The following is an 18,582-nucleotide window of genomic DNA, read 5'->3' on the forward strand; positions in this document are numbered from 1 at the left end:
GGGGTATGCGCGCCGCAGTCCTACAGGAGTACGGCGAACCGCTCGCAATCGAGGCCGTCGACCGGCCGGAGCCGGAACCACACGGCGTCGTCGTCGACGTCGAGGCCTGCGGGGTCTGTCGGAGCGACTGGCACGCCTGGATGGGCCACGGCGAGTGGGCGAACGACCAGGCCCCGCTGGGGCAGATTCTCGGCCACGAACCCGCGGGGCGGGTCGTGAGCGTCGGCGACGAGGTTCGCGAAGTCACCGAGGGCGACCGTGTCGCTCTGCCGTTCAACCTCGGCGACGGGACCTGTCCGCACTGTCGCAACGGCCACGGCAACGTCTGTCCGAACGGCCGAGCACTGGGCTTCCAGTCGGCCGCCCCCGGCGCGTTCGCCGAGGAGGTCCACCTCCCGTGGGCCGACTACAACGCGATGCCGCTGCCCGAGGGCGTGAGTGCCCGCGACGTGGCTGCACTCGGCTGTCGGTTCATGACGGCATTCCACGCGCTGGCGCACCGCGCCGACCTCGGTGGCGGCGACTGGCTCGCGGTCCACGGCTGCGGCGGCGTCGGTCTCTCGGCGATTCACATCGGCAACGCACTCGGCGCGCGCGTCGTCGCCGTCGACATCGACGACGGAAAACTGGCGCGAGCGACGGAGTTGGGTGCAGACGAGGTCGTGAACGCTGGCGAGACCGAGCGCGTCCCCAAGGAGATCAAGATCCGCACCGACGGCGGCGCGCACGTCTCGGTCGACGCGCTGGGTATCGCCGAGACCTGTCGCAACTCGGTGGTCTGTCTCCGCCGACGCGGCGAACACGTCCAGTTGGGGCTGACGACGGACGCCGAAAAGGGTGAGATTTCGCTGCCGACCGACCGGATGGCCCACATGGAACTGAGCTTCCACGGGTCGCGCGGGATGCCGCCGACGCGGTACGACGAACTCTTTGGGCTCATGCAGACCGGCGACGTCGACCCTGGCAAGCTGGTGAGCAAGGAAGTCGCGCTCTCGGACGTCTCAGAGAGACTCGCGGCGATGACGAACTACGAGACGGACGGGGTCGAAGTCGTGACCGACTTCGAAAACTGACCGAGACTACTGTTTCCGCCCGGAGCCGCTGCCGACGCCCGGAATCGCCGTCCGGTCCTCGACGCGGTTCATCAGCCCCGACGCCGAGAGGACGAGCGCGAGATAGAGCAGGCCGGTCAGCGTGAAGACCGCGGTATACCGGAAGTTCTCCGAGGCGATGGCGTTCGACCGCTGGAACAGCTCGGGGACGGTGATGAATGCCGCGAGCGACGAGTACTTGATGAGATAGATGAACTCGTTCGACCAGCTCGGAATCGCGTAGCGCAGTGCCTGCGGCAGGACGACGAAGCGGATGGCTTCGAGCTTCGAGAGTCCGATGGCGCGGCCGGCGGTGAGCTGGCCGGTGTCGACGCTCTCCAGTGCCGCACGGATATACTCCGCCTGGTAGGCCGCCCCGTTGAGCGTGAAGCCGACGATGGCGACCCAGACGGCCGGGTTCGCGAAGACGCCCTCGGCGAAGCCGGGGACGTAGCCCGCGAGGTCCATCCCGTAATAGAGCACGAACAGCTGGGCGAGCAGCGGCGTCCCGCGGACCAGTTCCGTGTAGAACAGCGAGGCGTAGGAGGTCCACGTCCCGTAGACGCGGGCGACGCTGAGCGGGACCGCGATGACGAGTCCGAGCAGGAGGCTCGTGACGGTCAGGACGACCGTCAGCCACAGTCCCGACGCGAGGTTCGGGAGGTAGGTCGTCGCGAACGCGGCCGCGTCGAAGACGCCGCCGACGAGCGGGACCCCGGCACCCAACGCTTCCAGCGTCGCCGGGTCGACGAACGGCTGGTCGGCGGGGACGAGGAGACCGCCGGTCCAGTCGTTGACCCAGCGGAGGACGAGCCAGCTCCAGAAGACCACGCCGCCGACGAGCATGGCGACGCGGCCGACGGAGCGGCCGCCGAGGAACGACGTCGACTCGGTACCACGGTCGACTGTCGGCTGACTCATGACTCGGTTTCCGTGAGGCGGCGCAGGAACGCCTTGGTGCGGTCGTGTTCGGGCGCGTCGAACAGCTGTTCGGGCGGGCCGCGCTCGACGACTTGCCCCTTGTCGAGAAAGAGCATGTTCGACGCGACGGAGCGCGCGAAGCTCATCTCGTGGGTGACGACGAGCATCGTCATGCCCTCGTCGACGAGGTCGCGCATGACCGTCAGCACCTCGCCGACCAGTTCTGGGTCGAGCGCGCTCGTCGGCTCGTCGAAGAGCAGGAGCTTCGGCTCCATCGCCAGCGCGCGGGCGATGCCGACGCGCTGCTGTTGGCCGCCGGAGAGTTCGGCGGGGTAGGAGTCGAGTTGGTCGGCCAGTCCGACCTGTTCGAGCTGTTCACGAGCGCGAGCGCGAGCCTCGTCCTTGCTCAGGCCGAGGACGCGCTGCGGGCCGAGTGCGACGTTCTCCAGCGCGGTGAGATGCGCAAAGAGGTTGAAGTCCTGAAAGACCATCCCGACCTCACGGCGGAGGCGGTTGACGTCCATCTCGGGGTCCGTCACGCACTCGCCGTCGAGGTAGATGTCGCCCTCTTGGGCCTCGGTGAGCCGGTTGACACACCGCAGCATCGTCGACTTGCCCGAGCCGCTGGGACCGATGAGGACGGTCACGTCGCCGCGGTCCATGTCGAAGCTCACGTCGGTCAGTACCTTCTCGTCGCCGTACCACTTCGACACCTCGTCGACGCGGAGTAGTGAATCACTCATAGTTAGTTGCCCTCCGGAATCGCGTAGTAGTCGCTCGCGTAGTCCAGCGCGCGGTTCGTCGTAAACGTCAGCACGAAGTAGATGGCACTGACGAAGAGGATGACCTCCAGCACCGCCGACGTCTGCCGGACGAAGAGGTCGTAGCTCCGGGTCAGCATCTCGGCCAGTCCGATAGCGAAGACGACGCTCGTGTCCTTGAGGACGATGGTCACCTCGTTTTGGAAGCCGGGGACGCTCCGGCGGAGTGCCTGCGGCACGACGACGTAGCGGATGCCCTGGAGCCGACTCATCCCGACCGACCGTGCGGCCTCCAACTGTCCTTCGTCGACGCTCTGGAGCGCGCCGCGGAACACCTGCGACAGATACGCCGCGCTCCGCAACCCGAGGCCGAGCACCCCGGCGACGAACGCGCCGCCGATGGTGAAGAAGCCGAGCGGGATGTCCGGGGTCGGGAAGACGAAGAACGCGAAGATGAGGAGGACGACGATGGGCGTCCCGCGGAGGACGACACCGACCGTCTTCACCGCCCGTTTCGGCAGTCCGCCGCCGTAGACCTCGACGACGCCAGCGGGAAAGCCCGCGGCGAGGCCGAGGAGGACGCTCGCCACCGTCAGTGCGACGGTGATGACCGCCCCACCGAGGAGATAGGTGGCGTTGTTGGCGACGAACACCCAGTCAGACTGCGCGACGATACCGAGGAGTCCGGTCATGGGTCTCGGTTAGGCGTCGCTGAACCACTCGTTGCGGATCTCCTCGTACGTGCCGTTGTCCTGGACCGTGGCGAGGCCGTCGTTGAGTGCCGACTGGAGGTCGGAGTCGTCCTGGCGGATGCCGAAGCCGTAGCGTTCGCCCGTCTCGTAGACGAAGGCGACCTGCACGTCGCGCTGGCTCTCGAAGGTCTGGGCGACCGGCTGGTCGAGGACGACGGCGTCGATGTTGCCGTTCTCGAGGTCCTCGACGGCGAAGACGTAGTTGCCGTAGGTGTTGAAGTTCGACTCGTCGAGCTTGCCCTCCTCGATGAGTTCGCTGTTCACGACACCGGCACCGGTCGTTCCCTCCTGGGCACCGACGCGCTGGCCCGACAGGTCGTCGAGGCTCTCCGGCCGGAAGTCGCTGTTGTTGGCGACGAGGATCGACTGGTCGGCGTTGTAGTACGGGTCCGAGAAGGAGATGGTCTCCTGGCGTTCCTCGTTGATGGTCATCGCGGCGGCGATGGCGTCGATGCGGTCGTTCTGGAGTGCCGGGATGAGCGAGCTGAACTCGAACTCGCTCCACTCTTCGAGCGTGTAGTCGGTCTCGTCGACGACGGCCTCGAACAGGTCGATGTCGAAGCCGACCAGCTCGCCGTCCTCGTTCTTCATCTCGAACGGCGGGAAGCCGGGTGCGGTCCCCGCGACGATGGTCTGCCCACCGGAGCCGCCACCCATACAGCCTGCGAGGCCGGTGACTGCGGCGGCACTCGATGCACCGGTCAGCTTGAGGTAGGTCCGACGGCTCATTCCTGACGTGTTAAACGATTTCATACCAATAACCCAAGGACAGTGGCTTTTTGAAGGTTTTCTTTCCAGTCGCCAATAGAACGACAAGTTCTATTCGAGATATCAAGACCCAAATACTGTCGGTCGGCCGCGCGGTGGTCTCCGCCGTCTCGTGGGGCGTGGCGACTTCCTCGGGACTGCGGCCGTTCAGTCGCTACTCGGATACGCCTGTGACGTCGTCGTCGAGCCGTCGTGGCGGTATGCGGCCCACGCGACGCCAGCGAGACCGAGGAACGCCGCGGCGAGGATACCGAGGTTGAGGAGTCGGACGGGCGCGGTGTAGATGAGCAGGTCGCGCCCCAAGAGGAGATGGACGAACACGAGTCCGGCGACAGGGAGCGTCGCTAGTTTCACCCGCCGGAGACCGGCGGCACCGGCCCAGTAGACCGTCGCGACGAGCGCGGCGTAGACCGGCAGGGAGGCGAAAACGAACGTGGCCTGCATCCCCGGCGAGTACGTGAGGAGACCGGGCGCGCGGCTGACGAGCGCGCTCACGGGCAGAATGACGAGCGCGGCGAGCAGTGCCCGCTGGGTGCGCGAGAGTGCCGAGCGACGGTGGTGGCCGGTGTAGGCGAACAGCGTCGTCGCGACGAGCGACGTGAAGATGGTCAAGGCGACGAGGAGATGTGCGGACTGCGTCGGCGGCGAGTAACCCCCCGGCAGCCAGCCGTTGAGCGTCACGGTGACCGCGCCGATGCTGATCTGGAGGGGAAGGAGGACGACGGCGAGCGTCGCGGCGAGTTTCGTCCGACGACTCGTGTCACCGCGCCAGGCCCAGCCGACAGTCCCGAGGATGAAGAAGCCGGTGATCATCGCCACGAGCCGGTGGAACCACTCGATGAAACTCGGGATGGTCTGGGGCAGCAGCCCGTTGTCACACAGCGGCCACTGGGCCGAACAGGCGAGTCCCGACCCCGTCGCGGCGGTGTAGACACCGAGCGCGATGAGGCTGGCGGTGAGTGCCGTCGTGAACGCGGCGAACCGCCGGAACGTCAGCCAGTCCGGCCGGAGACGTGCGGTATCCATGCTAGGTGGTGCTCAGGACTCAGACCACTTATGCCTGTCCGAACGGCCCTGAGGCGGCCGATTCTGGTTCACCTCTCGAATCCCGCGACCGTCGCTCTCGGCGACGGCCCCGGGTCGCTCCTGACGACGGCTCCGGGCCGCTCTCGGCGACGATTCCATGTCGCAGTCCTGACCGGAACCGCCGGTTTCAAAGCCGATACTCCGTAGGCTCACGTATGACGGACTTCCTCGACTCCCGCGTCAGTCGACTCGACAGCTATCTCGACACGCACGACCTCGATGCGGTCTGGTTCGCCCGGCCGAACTCGTTCAAATGGCTCACCGGCGGCGACAACGTCGTCGACTACGCGGGCGACGTCGGCGTCGCCGCCGCGGGCTACGACGGCGAACTGCGCGTCGTCACGGACAACATCGAGGCGCAGCGGCTCGTCGACGAGGAGGTTCCGGACGCCTTCGACGTCGAGCACGTGCAGTGGTACGAGTCCTCGCTCGCCGAGGCCGTCGCCGACGCGTCGCCGACGCCCGCCGCCGCCGACTTCGACGTGCCCGGCTTCGCCGACGTCGACGCCTCCACGCTCCGCCAGCCGCTCACGGAGGAGGATATCGAGGTCTACCGCGCGCTCGGCCGCGACGCCGCCGAGGCCGTCGAGTCCGTCGCCCGCGAACTCCAGTCGGACGACACCGAACACGAGGTCGCCGCGGGACTCCGTATCGCGCTCGCCGCCCGCGACATCAACGCACCCGTCGCGCTCGTCGGCGGAGCCGAACGCGCCCAGCAGTACCGCCACTACACGCCGCAGGTCGCGGAACTCGGCGACTACGCGCTGCTGTCGGTGACGGCCGAGCGTAACGGGCTGTACGCCAGCGTCACCCGGACGGTCGCCTTCGACCCGCCGGAGTGGCTCACGGAGCGCACCGAAAAGGCCCAAACCGTCGCCGCGAGCGCGCTCGGCGCGACCCAGCGCGTCGCCCGCGAGGGCGGGAACGCGGGTGACGTGTTCGAGACCGTCCAGGCGGCCTACGACGCGGTCGGCTTCGAGGGCGAGTGGCGGAACCACCACCAGGGCGGCGCGGCTGGCTTCGCGGGCCGCGAGTGGGTCGCGACGCCGACGAACGACGAGGAGGTCCACACGCCGATGGCCTACGCCTGGAACCCCACGGTGCAGGGTGCAAAGAGCGAGGACACCGTCCTCGTCACCGACGACGGCTTCGAGGTGCTGACGACGACCGGCGAGTGGGAGACGCGCGAAGTCGAGTCTCACGACGGCGAGGTCGCCGTCGACGCCCACGAGATTCTCCGTCTGGACTGACTGTCCCGGTACACTGCTTCGGCCGACCGTCCGGTCTCACGGATTCGACCGACAGCCCCGTCACGCGTGAGTCCCCGACTCGGGCGTGACGCCCGCATCACAGCAACCTATTTGACACCGCCGCGACACTCGTCGACCATGCCCTGGTACGCGTTCGACGCGGTCGACGACGCCCTCGATGCGACCCGCAACTTCCTCTTTCCCTTCACCTGGGGACGGTGGCTCCGGCTGGCGATCATCGTCTTCTTCCTCGGTGGGGGTGGGGGGAGTTTCAGTAACGTCAGCAACGTCCCCTCCTCTATTCCCTCCGACGGGGGGACGACACCGCCGCCGACGACGGGCGGTCAACTGCCGACGATCGGCGAGAGTCTGGGGTCGATATCGCCGCTCGTCTACGTCGTCATCGCCGTCATCCTGCTCATCGTCCTGGGACTAATTCTCGTCTCCGCGGTGATGCCCTTCGTCTTCGTCGACGCTCTCCGGACGAACGACGTGCGGATCCGTGGTCCCTTCAAACGACGGTTCGGCAAGGGGATGCGGCTGCTCGGCTTCCAGATCGGTCTTTCCCTGCTCCTCGCGTTGCCGTTCGTCCTCCTCGGAGCTGGCGTCGTCGTCGGCGCGGTCGACCCGACGGTCTTCACGAGCCTCGGCGTGGGCGGTCTCCTCGCTGGTGTCGCCCTCTTCGCGGTCGGAGCCGTCGTCGTCGGGCTCTTCTTCGGCTTCACGAACCAGTTCGTCGTGCCGGTGATGATCGCGACCGACTCCGGTGTCATCGCGTCGTGGCGGCGGTTCTGGTCGACGCTGCGCGAGCAGTGGAAGCAGTTCGTCGTCTATCTGTTCGTCCGGTTCGTCCTCCAACTCGGCGTCGGCATCGGGGCGGCCATCGTCACGCTCGTCCTCGGCGGTATCATCGTCGTCGTGGCGTTGCTCGTCGGCTTCGTCGTCAGCGGCGCGGTCGGCGGGGTGGGTGCCGCGCTACACAGCACCGCCGGTCTCGTCGCGCTGGCGGTACTCGGCGTCCTCGCACTGCTTGCCTTCCTCGCGGTCACGTTACCGGTGCAGATCCTCGTTCAGTCGTACTTCACGGCCTACGAACTGTCGGTCCTCGGCGCGGCGAACGAGGAGTTCGCCCTGCTGCCGGAGCGACCCGAGGGCGGCAACGACGGCGACGACTCGGCCGCACAGTCCGACGACGGCGATGGCGGCGGTGACGACGGCGACGGCCGAACCACCGACAGCGGCCGCGACTCCACGGACGACACCGACTTCTCGTGGGGCGACGATTCGACGACGGCCTGAGCCGGAGAACTGAGTCACTCCCGAGTAAACATTCGACGTCCGTCGAACTGCAAATTCGACAGACACGCATAGTTTTTTGCCGCCCCCCAGTGTCGGCCCTGCCATGGGACTGGACGACGACGCACGGGAGTACCACCGACAGACACCTCCGGGTAAACTGGAGATATCGACGACGAAACCGACGAACACCCAGCGGGATCTCTCGCTCGCCTACTCGCCGGGTGTGGCCGCGCCGTGTCTCGATATCGCCGACGACCCCGAACAGGCGTACAACTACACCGCGAAGGGCAACCTCGTCGGTGTCATCTCGAACGGGTCGGCCGTCTTGGGTCTCGGCAACATCGGTGCGCAGGCGTCGAAACCCGTCATGGAGGGCAAGGGTGTCCTGTTCAAGCGGTTCGCCGACATCGACGTGTTCGACGTCGAACTCGACGAGGCCGACCCCGAGGAGATCATCAAGTCGGTCAGCATGATGGAGCCGACGTTCGGCGGCATCAACCTCGAAGACATCAAAGCCCCCGAATGCTTCGAGATCGAGGAGCGACTCCGCGAGGAGATGGACATCCCCGTCTTCCACGACGACCAACACGGGACGGCCATCATCTCCGGGGCCGCGCTCGTCAACGCCGCCGACATCAGCGGCAAGGATCTCTCGGAGCTGAACATCGTCTTCTCCGGGGCTGGCGCGTCGGCCATCGCGACCGCGCGGTTCTACGTCTCGCTCGGCGCGAAGAAGGAGAACATCACGATGTGCGACTCGACGGGCATCATCACGAAGAAACGTGCCGACGAGGTCAACGAGTACAAGCGGCAGTTCGCCCGCGACGTGCCGGAGGGCGACCTCGCCGACGCGATGGACGGTGCGGACGTGTTCGTCGGTCTCTCCATCGGCGGCATCGTCAGCCAGGAGATGGTCCAGTCGATGGGCGACAACCCGATCATCTTCGCGATGGCGAACCCCGACCCCGAGATCACCTACGAGGACGCCAAGGACGCCCGTGACGACACCGTCATCATGGCGACCGGCCGCTCGGACTATCCGAACCAGGTCAACAACGTGCTGGGCTTCCCGTTCATCTTCCGCGGCGCGCTCGACGCGCGTGCGACCGAAATCAACGAGGAGATGAAGGTCGCCGCCGCCCGCGCGCTGGCCGACCTCTCCCGGCAGGACGTCCCCGATTCTGTTGTCAAGGCGTACGGCGACGAGCCGCTGCAGTTCGGCGCGGACTACATCATCCCGAAGCCGCTCGACCCCCGCGTGCTGTTCGAGGTCGCGCCCGCCGTCGCGCAGGCCGCGATGGACAGCGGGGCGGCCCGGAAGGAGCTCGACATCCCGACCTACACCGAACGGCTCGAAGCGCGACTCGGCAAGTCCCGCGAGATGATGCGGGTCGTCCTGAACAAGGCGAAGGCGGACCCGAAGCGCGTCGCCCTCGCGGAGGGAACCGACGAGAAGATGATCCGGGCGGCCTACCAGCTCGAAGAGCAGGGGATCGCCGAACCCATCCTCATCGGCAACCCGAACAGCATCCTGCGGACGGCCGAGGCCCTCGGGCTGGAGTTCGATCCGACCATCGCCAACCCGCGGGACGACGAGTGGGAGCACTACGCCGACCGACTCTACGAACTCCGTCGGCGCAAGGGGCTGACCCGCAACGAGGCGGCCGACCTCATCCGCCGCGACTCGAACTACTTCGCGAGCGTGATGGTCGAGTCCGGCGACGCCGACGCGATGCTGACCGGGCTGACCCACCACTATCCCTCGGCACTCCGCCCGCCGCTGCAGGTCGTCGGCACGGCCGACGATGCCGACTACGCCGCCGGTGTCTATCTGTTGACGTTCAAGAACCGCGTCGTCTTCTGTGCGGACACTACGGTCAACCTCGACCCCGACTCGGAGGTCCTCGCCGAGATCACGAAACACACCGCGGACCTCGCCCGCAGCTTCAACGTCGAACCGCGGGCGGCGATGCTGTCGTACTCCAACTTCGGCAGCGTCGACAACACGGGCACACGCAAGCCCCGTGACGCCGTGAAACTGCTGCACGACGACCCCGAGGTCGACTTCCCGGTCGACGGTGAGATGCAGGCCGACACCGCCGTCGTCGAGGACATCCTCGAAGGAACCTACGACTTCGCGGATCTCGACGAACCGGCGAACGTCCTCATCTTCCCCAACCTCGAGTCGGGTAACATCGGCTACAAACTGCTCCAGCGGCTCGGCGGTGCGGAAGCCATCGGCCCGATGCTGGTCGGCATGGACAAGCCCGTCCACGTCATGCAGCGCGGTGACGAGGTCAAAGACATCGTCAACCTCGCCGGCGTCGCCGTCGTCGACGCGCAGGAAGAAGGGAACTAACGACTAACTCGCGTTTCCGTTTCGTTTTCTCAGTCCGATTAGTGCTATTTCTCCGAGTCGCCAGCAGAGCGCGCTGCCGACGCCGAGGAAGCCGAGGAGGACGGCGAGAAAGAAGACGAGGACGCCGACGAGGAAGTCGACCGCGACGGCAACCCCGGCAGCGACGACGAACCCACCGCCGAAGCAGGCGGCTGCGGCCTTCAGCAGCAGCCGTTGGTGCTCGCCGAAGCCGAAGAGGTCGTCGCCGCCGAAGACCGCCGGGAGGACGATCCCGACGCCCGTGATGCCGAGAGTGAGAACGAGTGCGACGCCGCCCCAGAGATACGCGCCGCCGGTGACGAAGCCGTCGCTCCCCGGCGGCGCGGGTGGGAGCGTCGCGAGCGAGTAGACGAGGAGGACGGACGCCCCACCGCCGACTGTGACGAGCAGCACCTGGATGGCAGTGAGAACGTAGTCTTTCGGTGTGGAGGGCATCGCTCGCAGGGTGTCCAGGGAACAACATAATTCTTCGCCCCGACGCCGAGAACGACCTACTCCGCCGCGCCAGTGGGCGGCTCAACCGACCCGTCGCCGTCGTCCTCGTCGTCAGACTCCGATGTCGGGGAGAACTGCGTCGCCTTCGGGCCGACCATCGTGACGCCCGCGGGGACGTCGTCGCTGACGACGGCACCGGCTCCGATGCGCGCGCCTTCGCCGACCGTAATCGCGCCGATGAGCGTCGCGTTCGCCCCGAGGACGGCGTCGTCCTCGATGGTCGGATGGCGTTTCTCGCGGCGCATGGAGTTGCCGCCGAGGGTCACGCCGTGGTACATCAGCACGTCGTCGCCGATGTCGGCCGTCTCGCCGACGACGACGCCCATGCCGTGGTCGATGAAGAAGCGTCGGCCGATGGACGCGCCGGGATGGATTTCGACGCCGGTGAGCAGACGCGCGAGATGTGAGAGGAGGCGTGCGAGCAGGTGGTGGTCGCGTCGCCACAGCGCGTGGGCGACGCGGTAGCACCAGATCGCGTGGAGGCCCGGATAGGTCAAGACGACTTCGAGCGCGCCGCGAGCGGCGGGGTCCTTGGCTTGCGCCGTCCGGACGTCCTCAGTGAGACGAGTGAAGAGCGAGAGCATTGGCGGACGGTACGAGAAGCGCGCGGAAAACAGTTGGCGACTCGGCCGTGGGATGCCACCGCGTTTCAGTCGCTGGCACGCCGGTCGTACCGCGAGGGCGGCGGAATCTGCGTGGACTCCGTGCGTTCGGTGGGGGTCTCGGGGAGCACACAGCGGTCCGGCTGGTCGCGGAGATGCGCGTACTCCTCCGGAGAACTCGCCAGCGAGTGTGCCGGGTTCGACCGGCTGGCGATACACGCCGCACGGAGTTCGTCGAAGCCGGCGATGCGTGCGCGAATGCCGCGCCAGTGGTGTTCGCTGCCGGTCGGGACCGCGATCTCGCGGGCGGGTTTCCAGTCGGGATGGCTCGCCGCGAGCACGGCGTGGTTGACGTTCGTCGCCAGCGTGTCGTGGTCGACGAGGATACCGACGCGGGCGGTCGGCGGTGCACGGGCGGCGAGGACGTCGAGACCGAGATGCAGTGCCCGATACTCGGCGACGTTGTTGTCGGGCACGCGGTCGGGCATCGAGACGCGGGCGACGCGCTCGCCGTCTCGTGTTTCGATGACCGCGCCGAGGCCGCCGCCGTCCCGTCGGTAGGAGCCGTCGGTGGCGACGTAGAAGTGTCGGTGGTGGGTGCGCGGCGGATGCGCGAAGTGGGGGGTCGGAGAGTCGTCGAACAGGTCTCGAAGGGTGGACCGGCCGTGAACGGCCATGTCTCCAGATGTGCTGGAGTCATATTTAAACTCTCGCCATCGAGTGAAACTGAACAGTGAAGCCTGAATCTGTCTACGAAAGGACGATACCGGTCATCGGTTGCTCGAATTTACCATAGCATATTTAAGGGTCTCTGCCGGAAGTACCCTTCATGACTGATAACCAGTCGCACGTTAGCAGACGGTCGTATCTCAAGCTCGCCGGTGGTGCCGCCGCCTCCGCGGCCATCGCGGGCTGTGCCAGTGACGGTGGCGAGACGACGACCACGTCCTCCGACGGTGGCAGTGAGACGACCACCACGTCCTCCGATGGTGGCGACGGCGGAAGCATGGACGAGTTCGACGTCACTATCACGCAGGGCAACATGCCCTCGGGACTCGACCCCCACGACCACCGTGAGACGACGACCGACATCGTCGTCCTCCACGCCTACGAGGGAGTTCTGACCCGTGACGCCGACGGTGCGGTCGTGGCCGGTCTCGGTACCGACTACAGCCGCGTCGACGGCGAGGACGCCGTCGAGTTCCAGATCCGCGAGGGCGTCACCTTCCACAACGGCGACGAACTCACCGCCGAGGACGTCGCCTACAGCATCAACCGTATCGTCCAAGAGGACGTCGGCTTCGCCAGCCCGCAGGTCGACCAGCTCGCTGGCGTCACGGGTGCCGAAGCGACCGGCGACGGGACGGTGAAGGTGATGAACGACGGGCTGAACCCCATCGTCTTCTCCGAGTTCGCGACGTACTGCGACGTCATGCAGCAGTCGTGGGTCGAGGAGAACGACAAGTCCTACATCAGCCAGAACATGAACGGCACCGGACCGTTCCAGCTCTCGTCGTACACCGAGGACGTCGAAGTCGTCCTCGAACGCTACGACGACTACTGGCAGGAACCCGCCGAGGCCTCGGGCGTCACCTTCCGTGCCGCCGCAGAGGCGAGTACCCGCGTCAACCAGCTGCTCCAGGGCGAGACGGACATCGTCGTCAACGTCCCGCCGCAGGAGGTCCAGCGGGTCAACAACAGCGACAACGTCCGCATCGCCTCCGCGCCGTCGACGCGTATCATCTACAACGCGATGCGCTACGACGTCGAGCCGTTCTCGAGCGTCCAGTTCCGCCAGGCGATGAACTACGCCATCGACCTGGAGAGCATCGTCTCGAACGTCCTCGAAGGCTTCGGTGCCCAGACGGGCCAGCCGACGCTGGAGGGCTTCGTCGGCCACAACTCCGACGTCGACCCCTATCCGTACGACCCCGACATGGCCGAACAGATGGTCGAGGAGAGCGGCTTCGCGGGTGCTGAGATCGAACTCAACACGCCCGTCGGCCGCTACCTGAAGGACCTCGAAATCGCCCAGGCAGTCGCCGGCTACATCGACGAACTCCCGAACGTCACGGCGTCGGTCCGCCAGCGCGACTTCGGGTCGCTCGTCGACGAACTGCTCACCGGCAACATTGAAGACAAGCCGCCGTGGTATCTCATCGGCTGGGGTGAAGCGACGTTCGACGGCGGACTCGTCATGACGGCACTGCTCAGCACCGACGGAGCGCTCTCCTCGTGGAGTAACGAGGAGTTCGACCAACTGCTCGCGGACGCCGGACAGCAGTCCGGCGACGAGCGCGACCAGACGCTCCAGCAGGCCAACCAGCTTGCACACGACGAGGCACCGTGGATCTTCCTGAACCAGCAGTTCAGTGTCTACGGCGTGAACGACAGCCTCGCGTGGGAGGCACGCGCCGACGAGCGCATCGACGCCTACGCCATCTCCCAGCAGTAGCCAATGTCACTGTCCCGGTTCCTGCTCAAGCGGTCGCTTCAGGGCCTCTTCGTCATCTGGGGGGTCGTGACTGTCGTGTTCGGTCTCCGGTTCATCTCGCCGGGTGACCCGGCGAACGTCCTGCTCCCGCCCGACGTGGACCCTGAGGTCCGCCAACAGGTCGTCCGGGAACTCGGGCTGAACCAGCCGCTGTACATCCAGTACGCCGAGTTCATCGCCGGCATCCCCGTCGGTGACCTCGGGCTGTCGCTGACGACACGGACACCCGTGTTGGCGCGTGTGCTAGCGAGACTGCCAGCGACGCTCGAACTCGCCATCGCCGCGACGGTCGTCGCGGTCGTCATCGCCATCCCGCTCGGGGTCGTCAGCGCGACGCGACGCCACGAGCCTGCGGACTACGGCGCGACGGTGTTCTCCCTGCTCGGCATCTCGACGCCGAACTTCTGGCTCGGCGTGATGCTCATCATCGTGCTCGCGGTGCAGTTGAACCTGTTCCCGACGAGCCAGCGGCCCGTCGGTCTCGACACGGCACTCGCACAGATCGCGACGTTACAGTTCGCGGCCGGATTCGACGACCTGGTGACGTGGGCGTGGCATATCACACTCCCGGCGATCACGCTGGGGACGTACTTCACCGCGCTCATCACACGGCTCACACGGAGCGGGATGCTCGACGAACTCGGGAAGTCCTACGTTCGCGCGTCGCGAGCGAAGGGCCTCCCCGAGACGCTCGTCCGCTACAAGCACGTGCTGCGGAACACGCTCATCCCCATCATCACCGTCGTCGGCCTGCAGATCGGGACGCTCATCGGTGGGGCGGTCATCACCGAAGCGGTGTTCGCGTGGCCCGGACTCGGGACGCTCATCATCGACAGTATCAACGCCCGCGACTGGCCGGTGCTCCAGGGGTCGCTCATCATCGTCGCCGTCGGCTTCGTGGTCGTGAACATCCTCGTCGACGCGCTCTACGCGTACGTCAACCCACAGGTGGCGTTCGACTGATATGCTCTCAGATATTCTCGATCAGATAACGCGGGCACTTGGCTCGGCACTCTCACCGCGGACGGTACGGAACCTCAAGCGGGAGCTTCGCCGGAGTGTCCTCTCGAAAGTGGGAATCGCCATCGTCGTCCTCATGCTGTCGATGGCGGTGTTCGCCCCGCTCATCGCGCCGTACAGCCCCGGACAACAGAACTTAGAGGAGGCACGCCAGCCTCCGCTCGGCTTCAGTACCGCCGAGACGCAGGAGGTGACCGTCCAGGAGAACGGCAGCGTCGTCATCGAGAACGGCCAGATCGTCACCGAAAACCGGACGGTCTACGAGAACGCGACGCTCGCACATCCGCTCGGGACCGACGGCAACGGCCGTGACATCCTCTCGCGGGTCATCTACGGCGCGCGCACCTCGATTCTCGTCGGGCTGTTCGGGACCGGCTTGGCCGCGCTCATCGGCGTGACCGTCGGCCTGACTGCGGGGTACTACGGCGACAAAGTCGACGACGCGTTGATGCGCGCCGCCGACATCATGCTCGCGTTCCCGTCGCTCGTGCTCGCCATCGCACTCGTCGGGGTCTGGGGACAGGCGGTGGTCCGCATCCCCGACCCCTTCGTCACCACTGGCTTCGCCGGCTGGTGGCGCGAGTTGCTCGGGCTGACGACCGGGACGATGCCGTCGAACGTCGTCCTCCCCGGGACGGTCATCGTCGTCGTCGCGCTCGTCAACTGGGTGTGGTTCGCCCGCGTCTCGCGCGGGGAGGCACTCTCGGTGCGCGAAGAGGAGTACGTGAAGGCCGCCCGCGCGCTCGGCGCGGGCAACTCCCGTATCATCGGTCGGCACGTCCTGCCGAACTCGGTGACGCCCATCCTCGTGTTGGCGACGATTCAGGTGGCGGCGATCATCCTCTTGGAGTCCGCACTGTCGTTCCTCGGCTTCTCCGGGGCCGACGTGTCGTGGGGCTTCGACATCGCGCTCGGTCGGCAGTATCAGTCGACCTCGTGGTGGATCTCGACGATTCCCGGCATCGCTATCGTGCTGACGGTCATCGGCCTCAACCTCGTCGGTGACTGGCTCAGAGACGCGTTCGACCCCGGTATCGAAGGGGAGGGTGGTGTCTGATGGCAGACGAGATTCTCAAAGTCAGAGACCTGAAGACCCGCTTCTTCACCGAGGAGGGGCAGGTCAACGCCGTCGAGGGCGTCTCCTTCGACGTCCGCGACGGCGAAGTCTACGGTATCGTCGGCGAGTCGGGGTCCGGCAAGTCCGTGACCGCGCTCTCGCTCATCGACCTCATCGAGTCGCCCGGCCGCGTGACCGGCGGCGAGGTGTGGTACCGCAACGCCGAGTTGGCCGACGAGTTCCGCGAGAAGATACCGGAGGGGGTCGACGGCGACTTCGTCGACATCCGACGGCTCCCGAAGGGCGTCCGGCGGTCGCTGCGCGGCCCGTCGTTCAGCATGATCTTCCAGGACCCGATGAGCAGCTTCAACCCCTCGTTGACGGTCGGCGAGCAGATCGCCGAGGCCGTCGAGGTCCAGCGGCGTGCGCGGGCGAATCCCCGGCGCACCCGCTCGCGGACGCAGGGGTACGGGCTCGGCAGCCTCATCGTCGACAGCCTCCTGCCCTCGCGGGACTACGTCAACGACGAGAGCATGGACCGCGCCGTTGAGCTGCTCGAACAGGTCGGCATCCCCGACCCCGCAGAGCGCGCCGACGAGTATCCCCACCAGTTCTCCGGCGGGATGCTCCAGCGCGCAATGATCGCGCAGGCACTCGCTGGCGAGCCGGACGTGCTCGTCGCCGACGAGCCGACGACGGCACTCGACGTCACCATCCAGGCACAGATCCTCAACCTCCTACGCGACCTGCAGGACCAGGAGGGGATGACGGTCGTGATGATCACCCACGACCTCGGCGTCATCGCCCGGATGTGCGACCGCGTCGGCGTGATGTACGCCGGCGAGGTCGTCGAACGCGGGACGCTCGAAGACGTCTTCGAGAACCCTGTCCACCCCTACACGCAGGGCTTGCTCGGCTCGATTCCGGACCTCGTCGATCCCGCACCGCGCCTGCAACCCATCGAGGGCAACGTGCCGAGTCTCATCGACTCGGAGATGGACGACCGCTGTTACTTCGCTGACCGCTGTCCCAAGGCGATGGAGGACTGTCTGACCCGCATCCCGGAGATGGACACCGACGGAACCGAACACCGTGTCCGATGTGTGCTCGCAAACCAGGAATACGACGAGTCACAGGCGTTAGAGAACGGCCACTTCACCGCCGAGGAAGAGGAGGTGTCCGCCGATGACTAGTGATTCTGAGGCGGCCGCGAATGCCGCCGCCGAAGGAGAGACGGTTCTCAGCGTGCAGGGACTCAAGAAGTACTACTTCGAGCGCGACACGTTCCTCGACACGGTCCTGCGTCGGGACACGAAGAGCGTCAAGGCCGTCGACGGCATCAGCTTCGACATCGAGAAGGGCGAGACGCTGGGTCTCGTCGGCGAGTCGGGCTGTGGCAAGTCGACGACCGGCGAGACGCTGCTCAGACTTCGCGAGGCCACCGACGGCCGCGTGGAGTTCGACGGCGAGAACATCTTCGACATGGACAAGTCGGAGCTGAAGGCGTTCCGCCGCCGTGCGCAGATCGTCTTCCAGGACCCCTTCTCCAGTCTCGACCCACGGATGACCATCGGCGACATCCTCGCCGAGCCGTTGAAGATTCACGACCTGCCCGCCGAACCGCCGACCGGTCTGTCGAAAGACGAGGCGCGCCGCGAGCAGGCGAAAGACTACCTCGAACGCGTGGGGCTGTCAGCGGGACAGATCGACCGCTATCCCCATGAGTTCTCCGGCGGCCAGCGGCAGCGCATCGGTATCGCCCGCGCGCTGATGCTCGAACCGGAGTTCATCGTGCTCGACGAACCCGTCAGCGCGCTCGACGTCAGTGTCCAAGCCCAGGTGCTCAACCTGCTCGACGACCTGCAAGACGAGTTCGGCCTGACGTATCTCTTCATCGCCCACGACCTCTCGGTCGTCCGCCACATCTGCGACCGCGTCGCCGTGATGTATCTCGGTAACGTCGTCGAACTCGGCCCGACCGACGAGCTGTTCGAGAACCCGAAACATCCCTACACGGAGGCACTCTTGGAGAGCGTCCCCCGCGCGGCCGTCGAAGAACACGGCCGCCGTGTCGAGGCACTCCCGGGCGACGTCCCGTCGCCGCGGAACCCTCCCTCGGGCTGTCGCTTCCGGACGCGGTGTCCGAAGGTCATCCCGCCCGCGGACGTCGACATCGACCAGTCGACCTACCGCGAGGTGATGAACCTCCGCGACCGCGTCGAGTCGGACCTAAACCTCGACGCGCTGTGGGCCGAAGTCGACGGCGACAGAGGCGACAAGCCGGCGTTCAAGCGACATCTCCGCGAGACGTTCTTCGCCGAGCGGCTGTCGGGTGAGAACGAGACGGTCGTCGAACGCGCGCTCGACGCGCTGGCGGAGGACGAACGCGAGCAGGCCGCCGACGTGCTCCGCGCTCGGTTCAAGAGCGTCTGTGAGACGACGCGGCCCGCGTTACAGGAGGACGCCCATCCGTCGGCGTGTCACCTCTACGAACAGCCACCGGCGGCCGACGCGCCGCCGGAGCCGACCGCCGACAACTGAGCCGACTCACGTCGCCTCGTCGCGGTCGAAATCCTCTCTTGTCCTGC

The 18,582-nt window shown here is 66.6% G+C and carries 17 protein-coding genes; 9 read left to right on the forward strand and 8 right to left on the reverse strand.

The window, feature by feature from the left end:
* Positions 1-5: 5 nt before the first annotated feature.
* Entirely contained in the window at positions 6-1,073 is a 1,068-nt protein-coding gene (locus tag BLR57_RS08645; RefSeq protein WP_089696761.1) for a zinc-dependent alcohol dehydrogenase family protein, read from the forward strand.
* Positions 1,074-1,079: 6 nt separating this feature from the next.
* Here the strand turns inward: BLR57_RS08645 and BLR57_RS08650 are convergent, their stop codons facing one another.
* From BLR57_RS08650 to BLR57_RS08670, 5 genes are all read right to left on the reverse strand, one after another.
* The gene (locus BLR57_RS08650; RefSeq protein ID WP_089696764.1) at positions 1,080-2,012 is read right to left on the reverse strand and encodes an amino acid ABC transporter permease; all 933 of its coding nucleotides are present in this window, start codon (positions 2,010-2,012) and stop codon (positions 1,080-1,082) included.
* Positions 2,009-2,755: an amino acid ABC transporter ATP-binding protein gene (locus BLR57_RS08655; protein WP_089696767.1), complete on the reverse strand. Its 747-nt coding sequence runs from the start codon at positions 2,753-2,755 to the stop codon at positions 2,009-2,011. Before BLR57_RS08655 ends, BLR57_RS08650 begins: the two co-directional genes overlap by 4 nt.
* Before the next feature lie 2 nt (positions 2,756-2,757).
* Entirely contained in the window at positions 2,758-3,465 is a 708-nt protein-coding gene (locus BLR57_RS08660) for an amino acid ABC transporter permease (RefSeq protein WP_089696770.1), read from the reverse strand.
* 9 nt (positions 3,466-3,474) lie between these two features.
* On the reverse strand, positions 3,475-4,278 hold the full coding sequence (locus tag BLR57_RS08665) for a transporter substrate-binding domain-containing protein (protein ID WP_244509963.1): 804 nt from the start codon (positions 4,276-4,278) through the stop codon (positions 3,475-3,477).
* Between the two features lie 162 nt (positions 4,279-4,440).
* On the reverse strand, positions 4,441-5,319 hold the full coding sequence (locus BLR57_RS08670) for a COX15/CtaA family protein (RefSeq protein ID WP_089696776.1): 879 nt from the start codon (positions 5,317-5,319) through the stop codon (positions 4,441-4,443).
* A gap of 215 nt (positions 5,320-5,534) precedes the next feature.
* Between BLR57_RS08670 and BLR57_RS08675 the strand changes: the two genes are divergently transcribed.
* The 3 genes from BLR57_RS08675 to BLR57_RS08685 all read left to right on the forward strand — a co-directional run bounded on the left by BLR57_RS08675 (position 5,535) and on the right by BLR57_RS08685 (position 10,287).
* Positions 5,535-6,629, forward strand: a complete 1,095-nt coding sequence (locus tag BLR57_RS08675; protein WP_089696779.1) for a M24 family metallopeptidase — start codon at positions 5,535-5,537, stop codon at positions 6,627-6,629.
* A 138-nt stretch (positions 6,630-6,767) separates the two neighbouring features.
* On the forward strand, positions 6,768-7,928 hold the full coding sequence (locus BLR57_RS08680) for a DUF7544 domain-containing protein (protein WP_089696781.1): 1,161 nt from the start codon (positions 6,768-6,770) through the stop codon (positions 7,926-7,928).
* 103 nt (positions 7,929-8,031) lie between these two features.
* Entirely contained in the window at positions 8,032-10,287 is a 2,256-nt protein-coding gene (locus BLR57_RS08685) for an NADP-dependent malic enzyme (protein WP_089696784.1), read from the forward strand.
* 3 nt (positions 10,288-10,290) lie between these two features.
* On the opposite strand, the gene BLR57_RS08690 is transcribed toward BLR57_RS08685, so the two are convergent.
* From BLR57_RS08690 to BLR57_RS08700, 3 genes are all read right to left on the reverse strand, one after another.
* Entirely contained in the window at positions 10,291-10,761 is a 471-nt protein-coding gene (locus BLR57_RS08690) for a hypothetical protein (RefSeq protein WP_089696787.1), read from the reverse strand.
* A 56-nt stretch (positions 10,762-10,817) separates the two neighbouring features.
* Positions 10,818-11,405 carry a serine O-acetyltransferase gene (gene cysE / locus BLR57_RS08695; protein ID WP_089696790.1) on the reverse strand — a complete coding sequence of 196 codons (588 nt, stop codon included), beginning with the start codon at positions 11,403-11,405 and terminating at the stop codon, positions 10,818-10,820.
* A gap of 65 nt (positions 11,406-11,470) precedes the next feature.
* Entirely contained in the window at positions 11,471-12,100 is a 630-nt protein-coding gene (locus BLR57_RS08700; protein WP_089696792.1) for a reverse transcriptase-like protein, read from the reverse strand.
* A gap of 152 nt (positions 12,101-12,252) precedes the next feature.
* Here BLR57_RS08700 and BLR57_RS08705 point away from each other — a divergent pair, with 152 nt between their 5' ends.
* Genes BLR57_RS08705 through BLR57_RS08725 form a run of 5 tightly spaced genes read left to right on the forward strand, consistent with a single transcriptional unit; the run spans position 12,253 to position 18,535 of the window.
* A complete protein-coding gene (locus tag BLR57_RS08705; RefSeq protein WP_089696796.1) occupies positions 12,253-13,878 on the forward strand; it encodes an ABC transporter substrate-binding protein in 1,626 nt (541 codons plus the stop codon).
* A 3-nt stretch (positions 13,879-13,881) separates the two neighbouring features.
* On the forward strand, positions 13,882-14,880 hold the full coding sequence (locus BLR57_RS08710; protein WP_089696799.1) for an ABC transporter permease: 999 nt from the start codon (positions 13,882-13,884) through the stop codon (positions 14,878-14,880).
* Between the two features lies 1 nt (position 14,881).
* Positions 14,882-15,994, forward strand: a complete 1,113-nt coding sequence (locus BLR57_RS08715) for an ABC transporter permease (RefSeq protein ID WP_089696801.1) — start codon at positions 14,882-14,884, stop codon at positions 15,992-15,994.
* Positions 15,994-17,187 carry an ABC transporter ATP-binding protein gene (locus tag BLR57_RS08720; protein ID WP_089696803.1) on the forward strand — a complete coding sequence of 398 codons (1,194 nt, stop codon included), beginning with the start codon at positions 15,994-15,996 and terminating at the stop codon, positions 17,185-17,187. The genes BLR57_RS08715 and BLR57_RS08720 overlap by 1 nt, the downstream gene beginning before the upstream one ends.
* Positions 17,180-18,535 (forward strand): ABC transporter ATP-binding protein, encoded by a 1,356-nt coding sequence (locus tag BLR57_RS08725; RefSeq protein WP_089696806.1) that lies wholly within the window; start codon positions 17,180-17,182, stop codon positions 18,533-18,535. The genes BLR57_RS08720 and BLR57_RS08725 overlap by 8 nt, the downstream gene beginning before the upstream one ends.
* Positions 18,536-18,582: the final 47 nt, after the last annotated feature.

The organism is Halogranum gelatinilyticum (genome assembly GCF_900103715.1).
Classification (GTDB): domain Archaea; phylum Halobacteriota; class Halobacteria; order Halobacteriales; family Haloferacaceae; genus Halogranum; species Halogranum gelatinilyticum.